Genomic DNA, 13423 nt, shown 5'->3' on the forward strand with positions numbered 1-13423 from the left:
GGCCGGTGTGCGGTGCCGCCGGGGAGGGGCCGAGAGGCGTTGACACGTTGACAATCGGCGGCCGGGCGACCGTTTCCGCAGGTGGGAGCGGGTTTGGTGCTGTCAACGGGGGGCGTTGACAGGCGTTGACACCCGTTGACACCCGGCGGGCCGGCGGGCCGGCGGCGGATTGTCAACGCCTGTCAACGGCTGTCAACGGGGGGCGTTGACACCCTCGGACGTGTCCTGAGCTGCGCAAACGTCGCCGGTTGGGGCGGGTGTCAGCGTGTCAACGCTTCCGGGGTCCTCCGCCGTGGCGCGGGGGTGCAGCTCGTACCGGCCGTCTGGGCCGGAGCGGACCCACCCGAGGGCGGCCAGCTCGCCGAGCACCGCCGACACCTCATCGGACTTCGGGAGCCGGCGGGACACCTTGCGGTGCAGCTCCCGGCGGGTGAACGTGGCCATGCCCTTGGTGGTGAGAACGCCGAGCACGTACCGGGCGTTCTCGATCGCGGTGTCGCTGCCAATGGTGGTGAGCGCGGCCCGGTAGTGCGCGGCGAAGAACTCGGCGAGGCGTACGGCGTCGGCCATGCGGTCGGCGTCGATGGGGCGTCGCCAGGCGTCGGCGGGGTGGTGGGCGACGTGCAGCAGCCCCGCCAGCCGCAGCGTCGCGCCGGAGAGCTTGTTGCCCCACTCCCGCATGTCGTACAGGCTGCCGCCGGGCCGTAGCTCGGCCTCTACCTGCTCGGCGGCGGCCCGCCGCACGGTGCCGGCCTCGGGCGTGAGGACGACGACGGCGGGGTCTTCCCACTCGGCGAAGGTGGCGGCTAGGTCGTGCACCCGGTGCCGGAAGCCGGCGGTCACCGCCTCGGCGATCGGCGGCGTGTCCACGGCCCGGTAGCCGGCGAGGGAGCGCGGGAGTGCGAACAGGAACCGGGCCGGCAGTCCACGCCCGGCGAGGTCGGCGTTACCGCCGAACTTTCGCAGCACCGAGGGTTGCGCCATCACGCACACGGTCAGCGCGGGCTTGTCGACCGAGGCACCTTCGCGGGTCTGCCGCTCGTTGCTCATCGGCTGCCCCGCGTGCCCTTTCAGGTAGGGGTCGAGGTTCGGGGCACCGGAGTACCGACCGGCCAGGGTGTCGAAGATCCCGCCCTCATCGCTGATGATCGCCATGCGTCCGCCGTTGGCGGCCATCAGCCCTATCAGGGCTTCGGGGGTGGCGTCGTCCACGATCAGCCGGGGCAGGCCGGGCACGGTGATGGCCTCGGCGGCGATGGCGGCGGCCACCGCCTCGGCGGCGGCCTCATCGCGCTTGCCGGGGTCGCTGGCCTTGGCCGCTTGGGTCTTGGCCTGTTCGGCTTGCCGGTCGGCGATGTCGCGCAGCGCGGCGGCCTCGGCGATTCTCGGCCGCATGGCGTCAGCGAGGGTCGACTGAGCGGCGAACAGCGGGGCAGTCATCGCCCGGTGTACCGGGCTCTTGCGCTCGCCGGGGCCGGCGATGACGGCGGCGAACACGTTCACCGGCTCTCGCCACCCGGCCACCGGCTCCACTTCGAGGCGTCCGCCCGCGCAGGCGGAGAGGACGGCGACGGCGAGGGTGCCGGCCATCGCGGGATCGGTCTGGGTGAACCGGGCGACGCCGGTCACCATGTCGCCGAGCCAGCGGGGGAACACGTCGACCGGGAACGGCGGCGGCACGGTGGACGGCCCGGTCAGGGGCACTGGAACATCCCACAGCGGGCCGCCGGGCGGTGGTGCGTCGGTGTCGTGCGGGTGGTCGGTGGTGACGAGGTGGAGGCGGGCGGGTGTCATGCGGCCTCTCCGTTCTGTGCAGTGGTGCGGGTGCGGGTGCGGTAGGCGGCTTGGCGGCAGGCGTGGGAGCAGTGACGCGGCCACCGCCCGGTGGCGGGCCGGCGGAGCGGCTTGCCGCAGTGGCAGTGACGCAACCCGGCCGGCGGGGTTACGTCAGCGGCGGGGACGACGGCCAGGCGGCTTTCGTCATCGCCGTTATGGCGCCGGGGTTGCGTCACGGGGTCCGCGGGGCATGCGTCATCGGCCGCCGCGGTGGATGCGTCACCGTATGGCGCCGGGGTTGCGTCACGGCCAGGAGGGTTGCGCCGGCGGGTTTCGTCGGCGGCCCGGTGGCGCATGAGTTGCACGCCGATCCAGTGGGTGTAGGCGGGTGGGATGGCCTGGGTGAGGTTGGGCCAGGGCATCCAGTCGATGCCCATCGCGGCGCGGGCGGCGTCGGTGTTTGGTGACGCTTCCCCGTCGACGACGGGCTTTCGTCCCGCGCGCTGGCCGTAGCTGCCGTACACGGGCACGGGTGGCGTCTGCCGGTCGTGCCAGCACGGCGTACCGACAAGCGGCACGTTCGATTCGAACAGGCGGTGCCGGCGCACCCCGAGGCGCAGGCTGTCCCCGCAGATGGTGATCGGGTCGAGCAGGGGCGCTCCGGGCACGTTCTCGATGACGTACGCCCACGGCCCGCCCGGCTCGGCCACCGCTGCCCGCAACCGCTGCCGGATGGGCTCGATCAGGTCGGGGTGCTCATCGCGGCGGTGCGCGGGGGTGGCGGCGCTGAACCGCTGGCACGGCGGCGACGCGGCGATCACGTCGAAGCCGGCCAGGTCCACGGTGAGCGCGTCGGCCTGGATGAACGGGAACGGGTAGTACGGCTGCGGTCGGATGTCCACGCCCACCACGTCGAAACCGGCGGCGTAGTAGCCGGCCGACGCGCCGCCCGCGCAGCAGAACAGGTCCAACAGCCGCAGGCGGCGACTCATGCGGCCACCGTCCGGGGCCGCTTGCTGCCGGCGGTCAGGCCGGATCGGACGGTGCGGTATGCCTCGGCGGTGCGCAACCCGGCCGTCACGCCCGCCTGTTCCAGCACGCTTTGGGCGTCGTCCTCGCCGAGCGCCCCACCGGCCACGAGTTGGCCGAGGGCCACGGCGGCGATGTACAGCGCTCGGTTGCGCTCCCCGGCCGGCGAGGTGGTCACCCGGTCCACCTCGCGGGCGACGGCGGCCCGCACGTACCCGCCGGCCCGCCCCGTGCCGAGGTCGACCACCACTGGCCGTTGCGGCGGCAGCGGCGCGGGTGCGAGCAGTGCGGCCAGCCAGTCCGGCAGCGGGGCGGGGTCGGTGTCCAGGTCGACCACGTACGGACGACCGGCCACGGCGCTGCCGGCGGCGACCACGTAGCCGCCGTGCGCGCGGGTGTCGACCATCGGGCCGAGCGTGCCGGCGGTATTGCGCAACGCCGGCCGGGCCTCGGGGTGCCGGTAGTACAGGTGGGTGCCGCCCCGCCCCGTGGTCACGGTGTACGTCGGGTCGATGCCAGCCCCGTGCGCTGCGGCCAGGTCGGCGAGGGTGTCCAGCCCGGTCGGGCCGGCGCTGCCGTCCTTGCGGGTATCCAGGTCGACCACCACGAGGCGCGACGGCCCGCACGCCAGGCCGATGCCGTACGGGCGGGCGGTCCACGCCCGGCGGATGCGGTCGGGGTCGGTGGTGGCGCGGGCCTCCCAGCCGACGTGTCCGGTCCGGCAGCGGGGGTCGCGTCCGGTGCAGTCGTCGGCGGTGTGGTCGGGGAACGCGGGTCGCTTGTCGTCGGGGCGTAGCGGGAAGACGTGCCAGCCGCGTTCGGCGTGGCCGAGGGCGGCGGTCAACAGCGGGTTGTCCGACATGGTGCGGGTCCTCTCCATCGGAGCGGGCGGGGTGTCGGGGGTCGGGCGGGGGTGGCGGCGTTGGTGCCGCCCGTGGGCGCAGGCGGCGCAGTCCCGGCGTTGCACCAGCACGGGCCGCCCGCTGTGCGCGTGGTCGGCGGGGAGCAGCCGGCCGCAGATGTGCGGGTAGGGCTCGGCGTCGGTCACCGGGCGGCCGAGCACCGCGCTCGCGGCGAGCCACCGGGCCGGCATCGGGTCACCGCCTCGGCCGGGGCCGGGGGCGGGCGGCGATGGCGGCGCGGGTGACGGCCTGGCGCACGTCGCCGAGCAGTCCCACCAACTGCCGCCGGGCGGCCAACTCGGTCGGGGCGAGCGCCACGCGCACGCGCACCTCGGCGTGCTCCCGCCCGGCGGCAGTGCGTACCCGCACCAGCACGGCGCGAGAGCGGCCGGCGATGTCGACCACGATCTCTTCCGAGCGGTGCTCGCCGAGGCCGCAGCGGTGGTCCCGGCCGCACCACTCGGTGTGCTCGGCGGCCCGCCGGTTCATCGGGTGGCCTCGGAGCGGAGGCGGTGGAAGTAGTTGAAGATCCACCGTCCGGCGCGGAGCCGGTAGCCCCGGTCGCAGCGGCGGCAGGCACGCGGGCGACGCAGTATGCGGGTGGTGGTGCGGCCCGTTCCGGCACACCGCCGGCAGGTGGTGAAGGGCTTGACCCAGCACAGCCCGGTGTAACCGAGCGTGACCGTGGCGAGGATGGCGGCGACAGCGATAGCGAGGGTGATCAGGGGGTTCACAAGTGCCTCCAGGGCCGGTTTTCGGGCGTGAAGGGCCGTGAGCTGCTATCTGCAACCGAGCAGCTCATGATTCGGATGGGGTGCTAGCAGGGCTGCAATCGATAGCAGGGTGAGGTGCTATCGATTGCAGCCCCGCATCGGTCAGCCGGCGGACCGCTTCCGGTCACGCTCCGCGATGGCGGTCAGCAGCTCGGCGTGGACGATGCCGCGCTTGGTGGTCTGCTCACCGTCGATGCGCTTGCCCACGGCGGTGACCGTGATCGCCGAGTGCGGCTTGAGCGCCGCCGTGAGTTGCGCCGACTCCCACCCGCCGTATGTGTCGGGTCGCAGCTCGGCCAGCAGAGCGCACAGCGTCTCGTTCCACGCCTTCTTCTCGTCGCCGGGCCACACGCGGGCCAGGTCGCCGAGCACGTCCGCCACGGGCGCTACGTCGCGGGTCTGCTCGTCGGGCTTGGGCAGGGTGCCGGCGGCCTGGCGCAGCGCGACGGCGCGGGCGACGATCCGGGCGGCGGCGGTGGTGTCGACCTTGTACGACTTGCCCGCCGAGGGCTTGGGGCCGAAGCCTCGCAGGATGCCCCACCCGGCCTCATCGCCGGGCACGAACACAGTGGCCCGGTAGCCCTGCTTGTAGGCCGAGGTGCCGAGGATCATGTCGTTAGCCGTCTGGTCGGCCACGGACAGGCAGAACCGGGAGTTGACGTTGCGGGTGATGCCGGTCGGCAGGCTGTCCTTGTCGGGGATCTGCGTACCGATCAGCAGGATCACGCCGAACGCCCGGCCGAGCTTGATGACCTTTTCCAGGATCTCCCCGGCTTCCTTGCCGTACTTGCTGGTCATCAGCTCTTGCAGCTCATCGAAGAACGCCACGAGCGGGTGAAGCCCGGACCCCTTGAGGTTGGCCAGTTCCGGCGTGACCTTGTTCTCCGGTGCCTTGCCCAACCTGGCGTAGTGCTCGATGCGCTTGGAGCGGCGGCGGCACTCCTCGTACAGCCACTCGATGAACGCGAAGCACCGCGCCAACGTCTCGTCATCGAAGCCGTTGCCGTACTCGGTCATGACCGGCTCCAGCACGGCGAAGTCACCGACGCCCTTGAGTTCGTAGCCCCGGATTTCCGCACGCGGATCGAGCGCGGCGGCCAGCACGAGCGTGCGCAGCGCGAACGTCTTACCCGATCCGGGCTGGCCACCGAACAGCCAGTTTCGGAACATCATTCCCGCGTGGATCGTGTCCAGCCGGGGCGTGGTGGCGAACGGGAACGCCTTGAACAGGTCGACCTTCGCCGACTCCGACAGCAGCGGCCAGGGCGGTTGCGTCATCTGCGAGGCCGGTTCGTAGCCGACCCACAGCGCCAGCCGGCCCGTGTGACCGGGCGCGGAGTCGGGCCACACCTGATCCAGCGGCAGCCGCATTGCCGAGGCGAGCTTGCCCCGGCGGGCCACCACCTCGGATGCCTCCACCCCGTAGGGCAGGTCGACCACGGCGAGGTGGCCGGGGCCGTCGCGGTGGATGTCCACCGGGAAGCTGATCGCCTTCGCGTCCTTGGCAACCGCCGAGTTGATGGCCGGCAGTTGCAGCGAGGTCAGCGCCCGGCGGACCAGCTCGGCGGTGAGCTTGCGGTAGCGGGTGCCCTCGGTCACCCGGTCGGTGAGCGGCTTGTCCGCCGGCCGTCCGAGCGTGGCCAGCAGCGGCAGCACCGCCGCCAGCGCGACCCACCGCCACCACGACGGGCCGATGGTGAGAACGATCGCGCCGGCCGCCATCGCGCCGGCCGAGCCGGCCAGGACCCACCACCGCCAGACGGTCTGGCGCTGCCGGCGGGCGTCGAGCTTCATCCAGGTGTCGGCGTCGCCCTTGTTCGCGGCGGCCTGCCGCAGGTGCCAGTTCCCTTCCTCGGCGCTGGCCCAGTGCAGCGCCTTTCCGACGCCCCGGAACAGGCCCAACGGGGCGTAGACGGCGGTCTTCGCCGCGTACTTGGGCAGGCGCACCGCGTGGTAGGCGGTGACGTAGCCGGCGTCCTTGCTCTGGTGCCGGACGGCGGCCCGCAGTGCGCGCCACGACCTGGCCCAGTCGGCCAGGATCGGCCGGCGGTCACGCTGGCGGGCCAGCGCATCGCGGGGGATGTCGTCGGCAGCGTCGACCGGCCCGCCGTCGCGGTCCGGGTCGTCGGCGATGCTCTCGGCGTCCTCGCCGTCGTCGTCCAGGTCGCTTCCGTCACCGCCGTCCGGGGCGACGGATGCCTGCCGACGGGCGCGGGCGTCGTCCAGGTCCACCACCTCGGCATCCTGGCCGGCGGTGGGGTCGGTCAGGTCCGCCTCGGCGGCCTGCCAGTCGAAACGGTCGTCCTCGTGCGGGTTGGGGCTAGCCACGATCGTTCTCCTGTCGTGTCGGTTAGGCGGCGATGAGCAGGGCGGAGATGAACAGGAACGCCACGTGCCAGGACTGATCCAGGGCGTACGCGCCGGTCCCGAGACAGGGCTTGTCGTCGTGGCCGGGGCGGGGCGTGCCGAGCGCGTAGAAGCGCGCCGAGCCGAGCGCTTCGGCGATGCGCCGCAGCGGGGTACGCCGGTCGGCGATGTAGTGCGACACCGCCGAGACGGTCAGTCCCACGCCGACCGCCCATGGGTCCAGCCGCAGCCCGGTGCCGGCGATCAGGAACACCAGCGCGACCAGGGCGGTCGCGGTGTAGGTGGCGACGTGGGCGGCGCAGGCGAGGCGACCGGGCCAGCCGGGCAGGCCCTTGCAGTCGGCTTGGTGCTGCGACTGGATCCAGTGGTCGCCCACCTGGTGAGCGACGTAGAGGGCGGCGAACACGGCGGCGAACGTCGCGGCGTGCGCGCCGGTCGGATCTGCGAACATGAGGGGCATCTCCCGAGGTCGGTAGGTACGGCTGAGGGGTGAGGGCCGGCGGCGCGGCACGGTTTCCAGGCCGAGGGGCCGCGCCGCCGGGCAGCACTAGTCGTGCGTGCGGACCAGGTGCGCCAGCGCGGCACCCATGCCGAGCACGGCGACGGGCAGGCAGGAAACGAGGGTGGTGATCCACCACGGGGCGGCGGTGACGTTGTAGGCGGTGAGCAGGTGGTAGGCCACCTGGCCGAGCGCGCCGACCGCGAGGGACGCCAATGCGGACCACTTGGCGAACGTGCGCGCCCGGGTCGGCACCCGACCGGACAGCCACACGTACAGCGCGTACGCGGCGTACGCCTCCACCCCGATCGGCAGGGTGATCGCCGAGTCGATCGTGGCCCACGAACCCGGCTCCACGATCCCGGGCAACAGGTCCACCTTCCCGAACCCGGTGAGCTTCCCGAGCCCCACCCAACCGGACCACACGGCCACGAACGCACCGAGAGCCATCAGCACCACCGGCCACACCACCGGCCGGTGGGCCGGGCCGGTCGGGGTGGGTGTGTCCGGGCGACTGACCGGCGCGACCTCGGCCGGCGGCTCGGCCGTCGTGATCTCCGGGCCGGGAGTCGGGTCCGGCTCGACCGGCGGCACGGGCTCGGGTACGGCCGGCGCGGGGGTCGGGTCCGTGGTGTCCGGCTCGGTCGTCTCGGCCGGCGGCGCGGCGGGCTCGGCCTTGAGCAGCGCGAGGAGTTCACCGGCCTTGGGTGCGCCTGCGGAACTCGCGCATGAGCCGGTTGCGGGACGGGAACGTCTCGCCGTCGGGCAGGTCCAGGTCCCGGGCGGCGGGCAACAGGTCCTCGATGGGCTGCGGGTAGCGGGTGCCGTTGATCGTGGGGGCGGTCATGCTGCGTCCTCCAGCGGGTAGGCGCACGCGAGGCATTCGCCAAGCGAGCGCGGGATGTAGTAGGGCCGCACCTGGCCGCAGACGCGGCACGTACGGCGGGCGGTCAGCGCGGCGCGGACTGCCCGGAGCTGCGCGGGGGTGGCGGTGCGCTTGGGACGGGCCAGGTCGAGCCGGTAGAGGTAGGCGGCGCGGGTGCCGCCGACGCCGCGCCAGAGCACCTGAGCGGCGATCGGCTGACCACCGGGGCGTAGGCCGGCGGCGGTCAGTTGGCGGCGGGTGGCGTAGCCGGGCGGGGCACCTCGCCACCAGTAGGTGGGGATGCCGTACCGCGCCCCGTCCGGGTCGTGAAAGGCGGCGCGGATGCGGGACATCAGGCCGCGCGGCGCGGGTCGGTGCGGGCGGTCACCTCGGCGGCGGCGCGGGTGACGCGGGCCTCGGCCCGGCGCAGCCGCCGCCAGTCCAGCGGCGACGGGCCGCCGTGGTCCTCGGCGTAGAGCATCGTGATCTCGGCGTCGAGCACGTCCAGCTCGGCGGCGATCAGCGGCCACTCCGTCTCGATCGCGGCCAGGTCGGCGGCGGTCGGCTCGGCGGCGATGAGAGCGAGGTGCTTCCTCACGGGAACCTCCGGTACAGGTCGTTGCAGCGGGGGAACCCTCGGGGCCGGGTGGTGACGCAAGCCCGGCGCCGGCGGGGTTGCGTCAGCCGTTCGTGACGCAACCCGCCAGGCGGGATACGTCTCGTCGACGGGCATCCGTCACCGGTCACCGCGGTGGATGCGTCACCACCCGGCCCCGAGGTCATGCAGTGCGCGCTAGCCGCTTCACTCGCCCCGCTCACCCGGGACCTACCGGGGTCGACCACCTGTGTGGTTCAAGGCAGGGATGCCGCTCAGCGGCCCCACGCGCACTCATTCCTGTCGCTGTGAAGTTGAGAAACAACGACCTGATCCGGCGTCTCATGGGCATGCGGCAACGGTGTGCCGCCGTTCCCCGAGTCATCCGGCCGGCTGTCGTACCTGGCTAGCCAGGTGCGATGGGATGACGGTAGGGCGGCATGGCTAGCCAAGTCAAGAGGGCGCGGTGAACTTCCCTAACTTGGCTAGCCAGAGCTACGCTCAGCGGGTGAGCGAGAACCTTGACTTCCTCGGCGAACTCGATCCCGACGACCCCAAACAGGCGTCGCAGCAGATCGCGAACAAGCTGCGAGCCGCGATCCTCACGCGGCGGCTGGCCCCGGGCGACAAACTCCCGTCGCAACCCGACCTCGCAGCCCGGTACGGCGTGGCGAGAGAAACCGTCAAGCGGGCTCTTGAGCTGCTACGCGCCGAGCGGTTGATCATCTCCCGGCAGGGAAGCGGCGCGTTCGTACGGGCGCAGACGCAGCGGGCGGTAGAGCTGCGGCCACACATTGAAGCCGCGTTCGAGCGGCCACACGTCACCATCGACTTCGCCGGGTTCTCGGGCGAGACGCTGCGAGACGCGCTCGCCGAGGCGCTCGACAAGGTGCGGGTTGGGAGGCTCGTGCCGGAGACGATCGCGGTGCGGGTGCTGATCTCCGACATGACGGTGCCTATGGCGCTGCCCGCTCGGGCCGAGACTCAGGCGGACGATCCGGCGGTGCGAGAGCGAGCCGAGCGCATCACGCGCCGGGCGGCAGACGGCATCATCGACCAGGTAGCCGAACTGGGCGACCTCGGCCTGATCCGCTCGACCACAGTAGAGGTGCGGCTGCACCGAGCGTCGCCCCTGTTCAAGCTGTACATCTTGAACGGCGAAGAGGTCTTCTACGGCTTCTATCCAGTCGTGGAGCGCACAGTCTCGATCAAGGGTGAGCCCATGGCGATCTACGACCTGATGGGCAAGGACGTGCCGCTGTTCCACTACGCCGTCACCGACGACGACACGTCTCACGGCACGCAGTTCGTAGAAGCGTCCCGCCAGTGGTTCGACTCAGTGTGGTCGACCATCGCCTACCGGTACGACGGATGAGCGCCGACCTCGGCCGGCTGTTCGGCGAGGTTGGCGCGGTGCTGCTCGACTTCGACGGACCGGTGTGCAGCATCTTCGCTGGCTATCCCGCACCGCAGGTGGCGGCCGAGCTGGTTGACGTGCTGCGGCGGAACGGTGTCGACGTGCCGCCCGACCTCGCCAGCGAGCCGGACCCGCTTGAGGTGCTGCGCCGGACCGGCGCGACTGGCACCCAGGGCGTCACGCGGACAGTCGAGGATGCACTCTGCGATGCCGAGCGCCGGGCCGCCGGCACTGCCGAGCCGACGCCGTACGGCCGGGAGGTCATCGTTGCCGCTCGACAGGCCGGACTACCCGTAGCTGTGGTCAGCAACAACTCGGCCGGCGCGGTCACGGCCTACCTGACCGCGCACCGGCTCACCGGGTACGTGTCGCCGGTGGTGGGCCGGGCCTATGCCGACCCGAAGCGCATGAAGCCCAACCCGGAACCGATCATCCAGGCGGTTCGCATGCTTGGCGAGACACCGGGCCGCTGCGTCCTCGTCGGTGACTCGCTGTCGGATATCGAGGGAGCGCGCGCGGCCGGAGTGCGGGTGATCGGCTACGCGAATCGACCCCACAAGGCCGAGGTGTTCCGGTCGGCGGGAGCAGACGTGGTGATTACCAGCATGAGCGCGATAGCCGGGGTGCTGATCGAGCGGCCTGCCGGCTGAGGTCAACGCGCAGTGGCACGAGACGCAAGCCAGCCGGCGGTGACGCCTCCGCTGTCTGGCGCCGGGGTTGCGTCAATTGCCGCCGCGCGGGGTATCGGTCACTGACCGCCGTGCGGGCGAGAGTGAACCGACGAGTACGACCTAGAGGCAGTTCTCGTCGGCCCACTCCTTCATGACGGCACTTACGGCATCAGATGTGTACCACCCGCTGCGCCGATCATGTTGGACGAGATCCGTGTTGTGACCATTGAGGTGAACGACGAAGTCCTCGTCAAGAACGATCGGCGGAGTGAGCCCCTTGCTGCCTTGGCTGGCCAACTTTGCGGCCCGGTTGACGACCTGGCCCATGTATACGACATCATGAATACCGCTGCCGTTGAACCCTGCCTTAATCATCAAGGCGCGTCCATCGGCCACGCCGATGCCGACGCGGATAGGGGTTTCGTATCCAGCAGTCTTCATTTTGTAGTTCAGGATCCTGAGGAGGGAATTGATTTTAAAAGCTGCCGAGAAAACCTCGTCGTTGTCGCTCTTTTGGCTAGAGTTGAACACTCCCCACACTCCGTCGCCAACAATGTTGACCTCATGCACTTTGGGGACGCCGCTAAGTATGGCAACCATCTCACTGATGTATGCGCGGTAAATCTTTGCGAGGAGGGGCCGAGAGTAGACGTCCGGCAGTTTTGATGAGTCGCGAATATCCACGAATAGAGCAGAGCACCATTGAGCATAAAAACCGTTTGTGTAGGTGAGCCGGTCGCGATCGGGAAGTTCATCAACTTCCTCGAAATTTCCGCGCGGTTGCTTGAGGTAACCGTCGATCCGCTCGATGCTAGCCAAGTAGTTGTACGGTCTGTACTTACCATCCATGCTTAGCCACCTGCCATCCTACCAACGATGATCGTAACTCCCGCCAGGGTTGCGAGTGCTAGCGCTAACCAGCGAATAGCGCGCTCCGCCCACCGGAACTTTCGATGTGCGACGCCTGCGTTGGCATGAACTTGCCGGGCAATGTGTTCAGTCAGTCGCTTCTTGTCGGTCGTCAGAGCGGTAAGAACTTCTGTGTAGGTCGGGCTGTCGTCCGCGTAATCACGAGCAATGTGAGCGAAGAACAGCAAGTTGGATGGGTCCGGGTCTGCCACGGTAATTGCCTCGTCGACTCCGCCGTTCTCGCGCGGCCGGTTCTCGTCGAGAGTGTCCGGATCGGGCTTGTCCGGCCGGTGCGTCATCGCCTTGAGCTTGGCGCTAAGGCGGCTGACGCGTCCGGTGCGCGGCGTGAGCGCAAGGAGGGCACACGTCCCAGCAAGGATTACGGCGGAGCCGCAGAGTATGCCAAAGATGGTGAGCCACCACCCAGGCCGGGTCTGGTTCTTCACGAGGTTGAAGAGAACTCCCCCGGTTACTCCGCTTGCAGCGAGGATGGTAGCGCTCTTCGCCTCGGCGTGCTTGACCCAATCGTTGACGAGGCTAAGCGCCTTCCATGCCTGATCCGGCTCGCAGTCGTCGCTTTTCTCCTCGGGCTGAGTCATCAGCGCAACCCAGCAATGCGAGCACGCAGAGCAGCCCGCTCCCGTTGTGCCTTCAGAGCTAGGACGCTCCGTTGCCGCGCCGCTGCCTCTTGCGCCTTCGCGTGGTCTAGGTCGTCGCGCTTCTTTTCGCCGCGCAAGATGGCGGCGCAGAACTCCTCGCCGTGGATGGCACACCACTGTGAGGACAAGGCACGGCCTTGTGCCTCTAGGTCACCGTCTGGAAGCCGCTCAATGGTGTGGTCCGACCAGATGGTCGGGCTCGGACCGTCGCCGCAGGGGCAGGAGTAGGTTAGGTACTCGTACTTCTCGGCCTGATCCCACACCGTGCCGGTGACGGCCATTACGTGCCTGTCTACGCCTTGAGCGGCCTTGGCAGCGTAATTCACCGCCTTGCCGGCCCATACCGGCTCCTGTTGGTTCGGGTTCCGTGGCGTCCCCACGCGCTTCACGAGGAGACGGCTGGCAGCGACCCCTACCTTGAAGCCCGTCTTCGGCAGTTCTTCGTCATTAGGCCAGCGGGCCTCTAGCCGGCGCACGAGGTCAAGGCTGAATGTCTTGATCGTAATGCCAGCGCAAATAGCCCTCTCATATCGCATCTCACCCCAGAAGAGGGCGAACGCGCCATCACCCTGAATGGCCAGGAAATCGGCATCAAACTCATCGAAGATCCGAACGACCCCGCCGGTGCTGGCCTGGTAGATGCTCGCGGTGCTCTTCGCGTGCTTGCCGGTCCCGAGCCGCGTAGAGTTTTTGAGGTCTGCGACCACCGCTACAGCGTCGGTAACCTTGTGCCACCTGCGCGCCTGGACCGGCAGCTCATCCACGTCTAGCTCGTGGCCCTTGTCTACTACCTCTGGGCCGGAAGCGAACTCGTCCTTTGCCGCCTGGTCCAGTTCCTCGATGAGGCCCTTCAGACCTACCTGTGTCATAGCTCCGCCTCGCAGTCGTGTCCCAGAGTGGACGGTACGACGTAGGTGCGACAGCAAGGCCCCACCGCTCGGGCGAAAGTCGGTGACGGATG

The 13423-nt window shown here is 70.1% G+C and carries 14 protein-coding genes and 1 pseudogene; 2 read left to right on the plus strand and 13 right to left on the minus strand.

Going from position 1 to position 13423, the window contains the following annotated elements; all coding sequences use genetic code 11:
• Positions 1-192 precede the first annotated feature (192 nt).
• From O3597_RS00465 to O3597_RS00510, 10 genes and pseudogenes are all read right to left on the minus strand, one after another.
• Positions 193-1794, minus strand: coding sequence for a YfjI family protein (locus tag O3597_RS00465; protein ID WP_281602980.1), 1602 nt, complete (start codon positions 1792-1794; stop codon positions 193-195).
• The gene (locus O3597_RS00470; RefSeq protein WP_281602981.1) at positions 1791-2768 is read right to left on the minus strand and encodes a DNA cytosine methyltransferase; all 978 of its coding nucleotides are present in this window, start codon (positions 2766-2768) and stop codon (positions 1791-1793) included. The genes O3597_RS00465 and O3597_RS00470 overlap by 4 nt, the downstream gene beginning before the upstream one ends.
• The gene (locus O3597_RS00475; RefSeq protein ID WP_281602982.1) at positions 2765-3898 is read right to left on the minus strand and encodes a bifunctional DNA primase/polymerase; all 1134 of its coding nucleotides are present in this window, start codon (positions 3896-3898) and stop codon (positions 2765-2767) included. The genes O3597_RS00470 and O3597_RS00475 overlap by 4 nt, the downstream gene beginning before the upstream one ends.
• Positions 3899-3902: 4 nt before the next feature.
• Positions 3903-4196, minus strand: coding sequence for a hypothetical protein (locus O3597_RS00480; RefSeq protein ID WP_281602983.1), 294 nt, complete (start codon positions 4194-4196; stop codon positions 3903-3905).
• Positions 4193-4441 carry a hypothetical protein gene (locus O3597_RS00485; RefSeq protein WP_281602984.1) on the minus strand — a complete coding sequence of 83 codons (249 nt, stop codon included), beginning with the start codon at positions 4439-4441 and terminating at the stop codon, positions 4193-4195. Before O3597_RS00485 ends, O3597_RS00480 begins: the two co-directional genes overlap by 4 nt.
• 141 nt (positions 4442-4582) lie before the next feature.
• On the minus strand, positions 4583-6808 hold the full coding sequence (locus O3597_RS00490) for a cell division protein FtsK (RefSeq protein ID WP_281602985.1): 2226 nt from the start codon (positions 6806-6808) through the stop codon (positions 4583-4585).
• A gap of 22 nt (positions 6809-6830) precedes the next feature.
• Entirely contained in the window at positions 6831-7298 is a 468-nt protein-coding gene (locus O3597_RS00495; RefSeq protein WP_281602986.1) for a DUF3307 domain-containing protein, read from the minus strand.
• Between the two features lie 96 nt (positions 7299-7394).
• A pseudogene (locus tag O3597_RS00500) lies at positions 7395-8193 on the minus strand (ABC transporter permease).
• On the minus strand, positions 8190-8564 hold the full coding sequence (locus O3597_RS00505) for an RRQRL motif-containing zinc-binding protein (protein WP_281602987.1): 375 nt from the start codon (positions 8562-8564) through the stop codon (positions 8190-8192). Before O3597_RS00505 ends, O3597_RS00500 begins: the two are co-directional and overlap by 4 nt.
• Positions 8564-8809 (minus strand): DUF6284 family protein, encoded by a 246-nt coding sequence (locus O3597_RS00510; protein ID WP_281602988.1) that lies wholly within the window; start codon positions 8807-8809, stop codon positions 8564-8566. The genes O3597_RS00505 and O3597_RS00510 overlap by 1 nt, the downstream gene beginning before the upstream one ends.
• A gap of 505 nt (positions 8810-9314) precedes the next feature.
• Here O3597_RS00510 and O3597_RS00515 point away from each other — a divergent pair.
• Together O3597_RS00515 and O3597_RS00520 are read left to right on the plus strand one after the other, a co-directional pair.
• Positions 9315-10181: a winged helix-turn-helix domain-containing protein gene (locus tag O3597_RS00515; RefSeq protein ID WP_281602989.1), complete on the plus strand. Its 867-nt coding sequence runs from the start codon at positions 9315-9317 to the stop codon at positions 10179-10181.
• Positions 10178-10873: an HAD family phosphatase gene (locus O3597_RS00520; protein ID WP_281602990.1), complete on the plus strand. Its 696-nt coding sequence runs from the start codon at positions 10178-10180 to the stop codon at positions 10871-10873. The genes O3597_RS00515 and O3597_RS00520 overlap by 4 nt, the downstream gene beginning before the upstream one ends.
• Positions 10874-11014: 141 nt before the next feature.
• Here O3597_RS00520 and O3597_RS00525 read toward each other — a convergent pair whose 3' ends face one another.
• From O3597_RS00525 to O3597_RS00535, 3 genes are read right to left on the minus strand one after another with little or no spacing between them, the layout of a single operon-like run.
• A complete protein-coding gene (locus O3597_RS00525) occupies positions 11015-11743 on the minus strand; it encodes an adenylate/guanylate cyclase domain-containing protein (protein WP_281602991.1) in 729 nt (242 codons plus the stop codon).
• A gap of 2 nt (positions 11744-11745) precedes the next feature.
• A complete protein-coding gene (locus O3597_RS00530; RefSeq protein ID WP_281602992.1) occupies positions 11746-12402 on the minus strand; it encodes a Pycsar system effector family protein in 657 nt (218 codons plus the stop codon).
• Entirely contained in the window at positions 12402-13331 is a 930-nt protein-coding gene (locus tag O3597_RS00535) for a hypothetical protein (RefSeq protein WP_281602993.1), read from the minus strand. The genes O3597_RS00530 and O3597_RS00535 overlap by 1 nt, the downstream gene beginning before the upstream one ends.
• Between the last annotated feature and the right edge of the window lie 92 nt (positions 13332-13423).

Source organism: Verrucosispora sp. WMMA2044, assembly GCF_027497155.1.
Classification (GTDB): Bacteria; Actinomycetota; Actinomycetes; order Mycobacteriales; family Micromonosporaceae; genus Micromonospora; species Micromonospora palythoicola.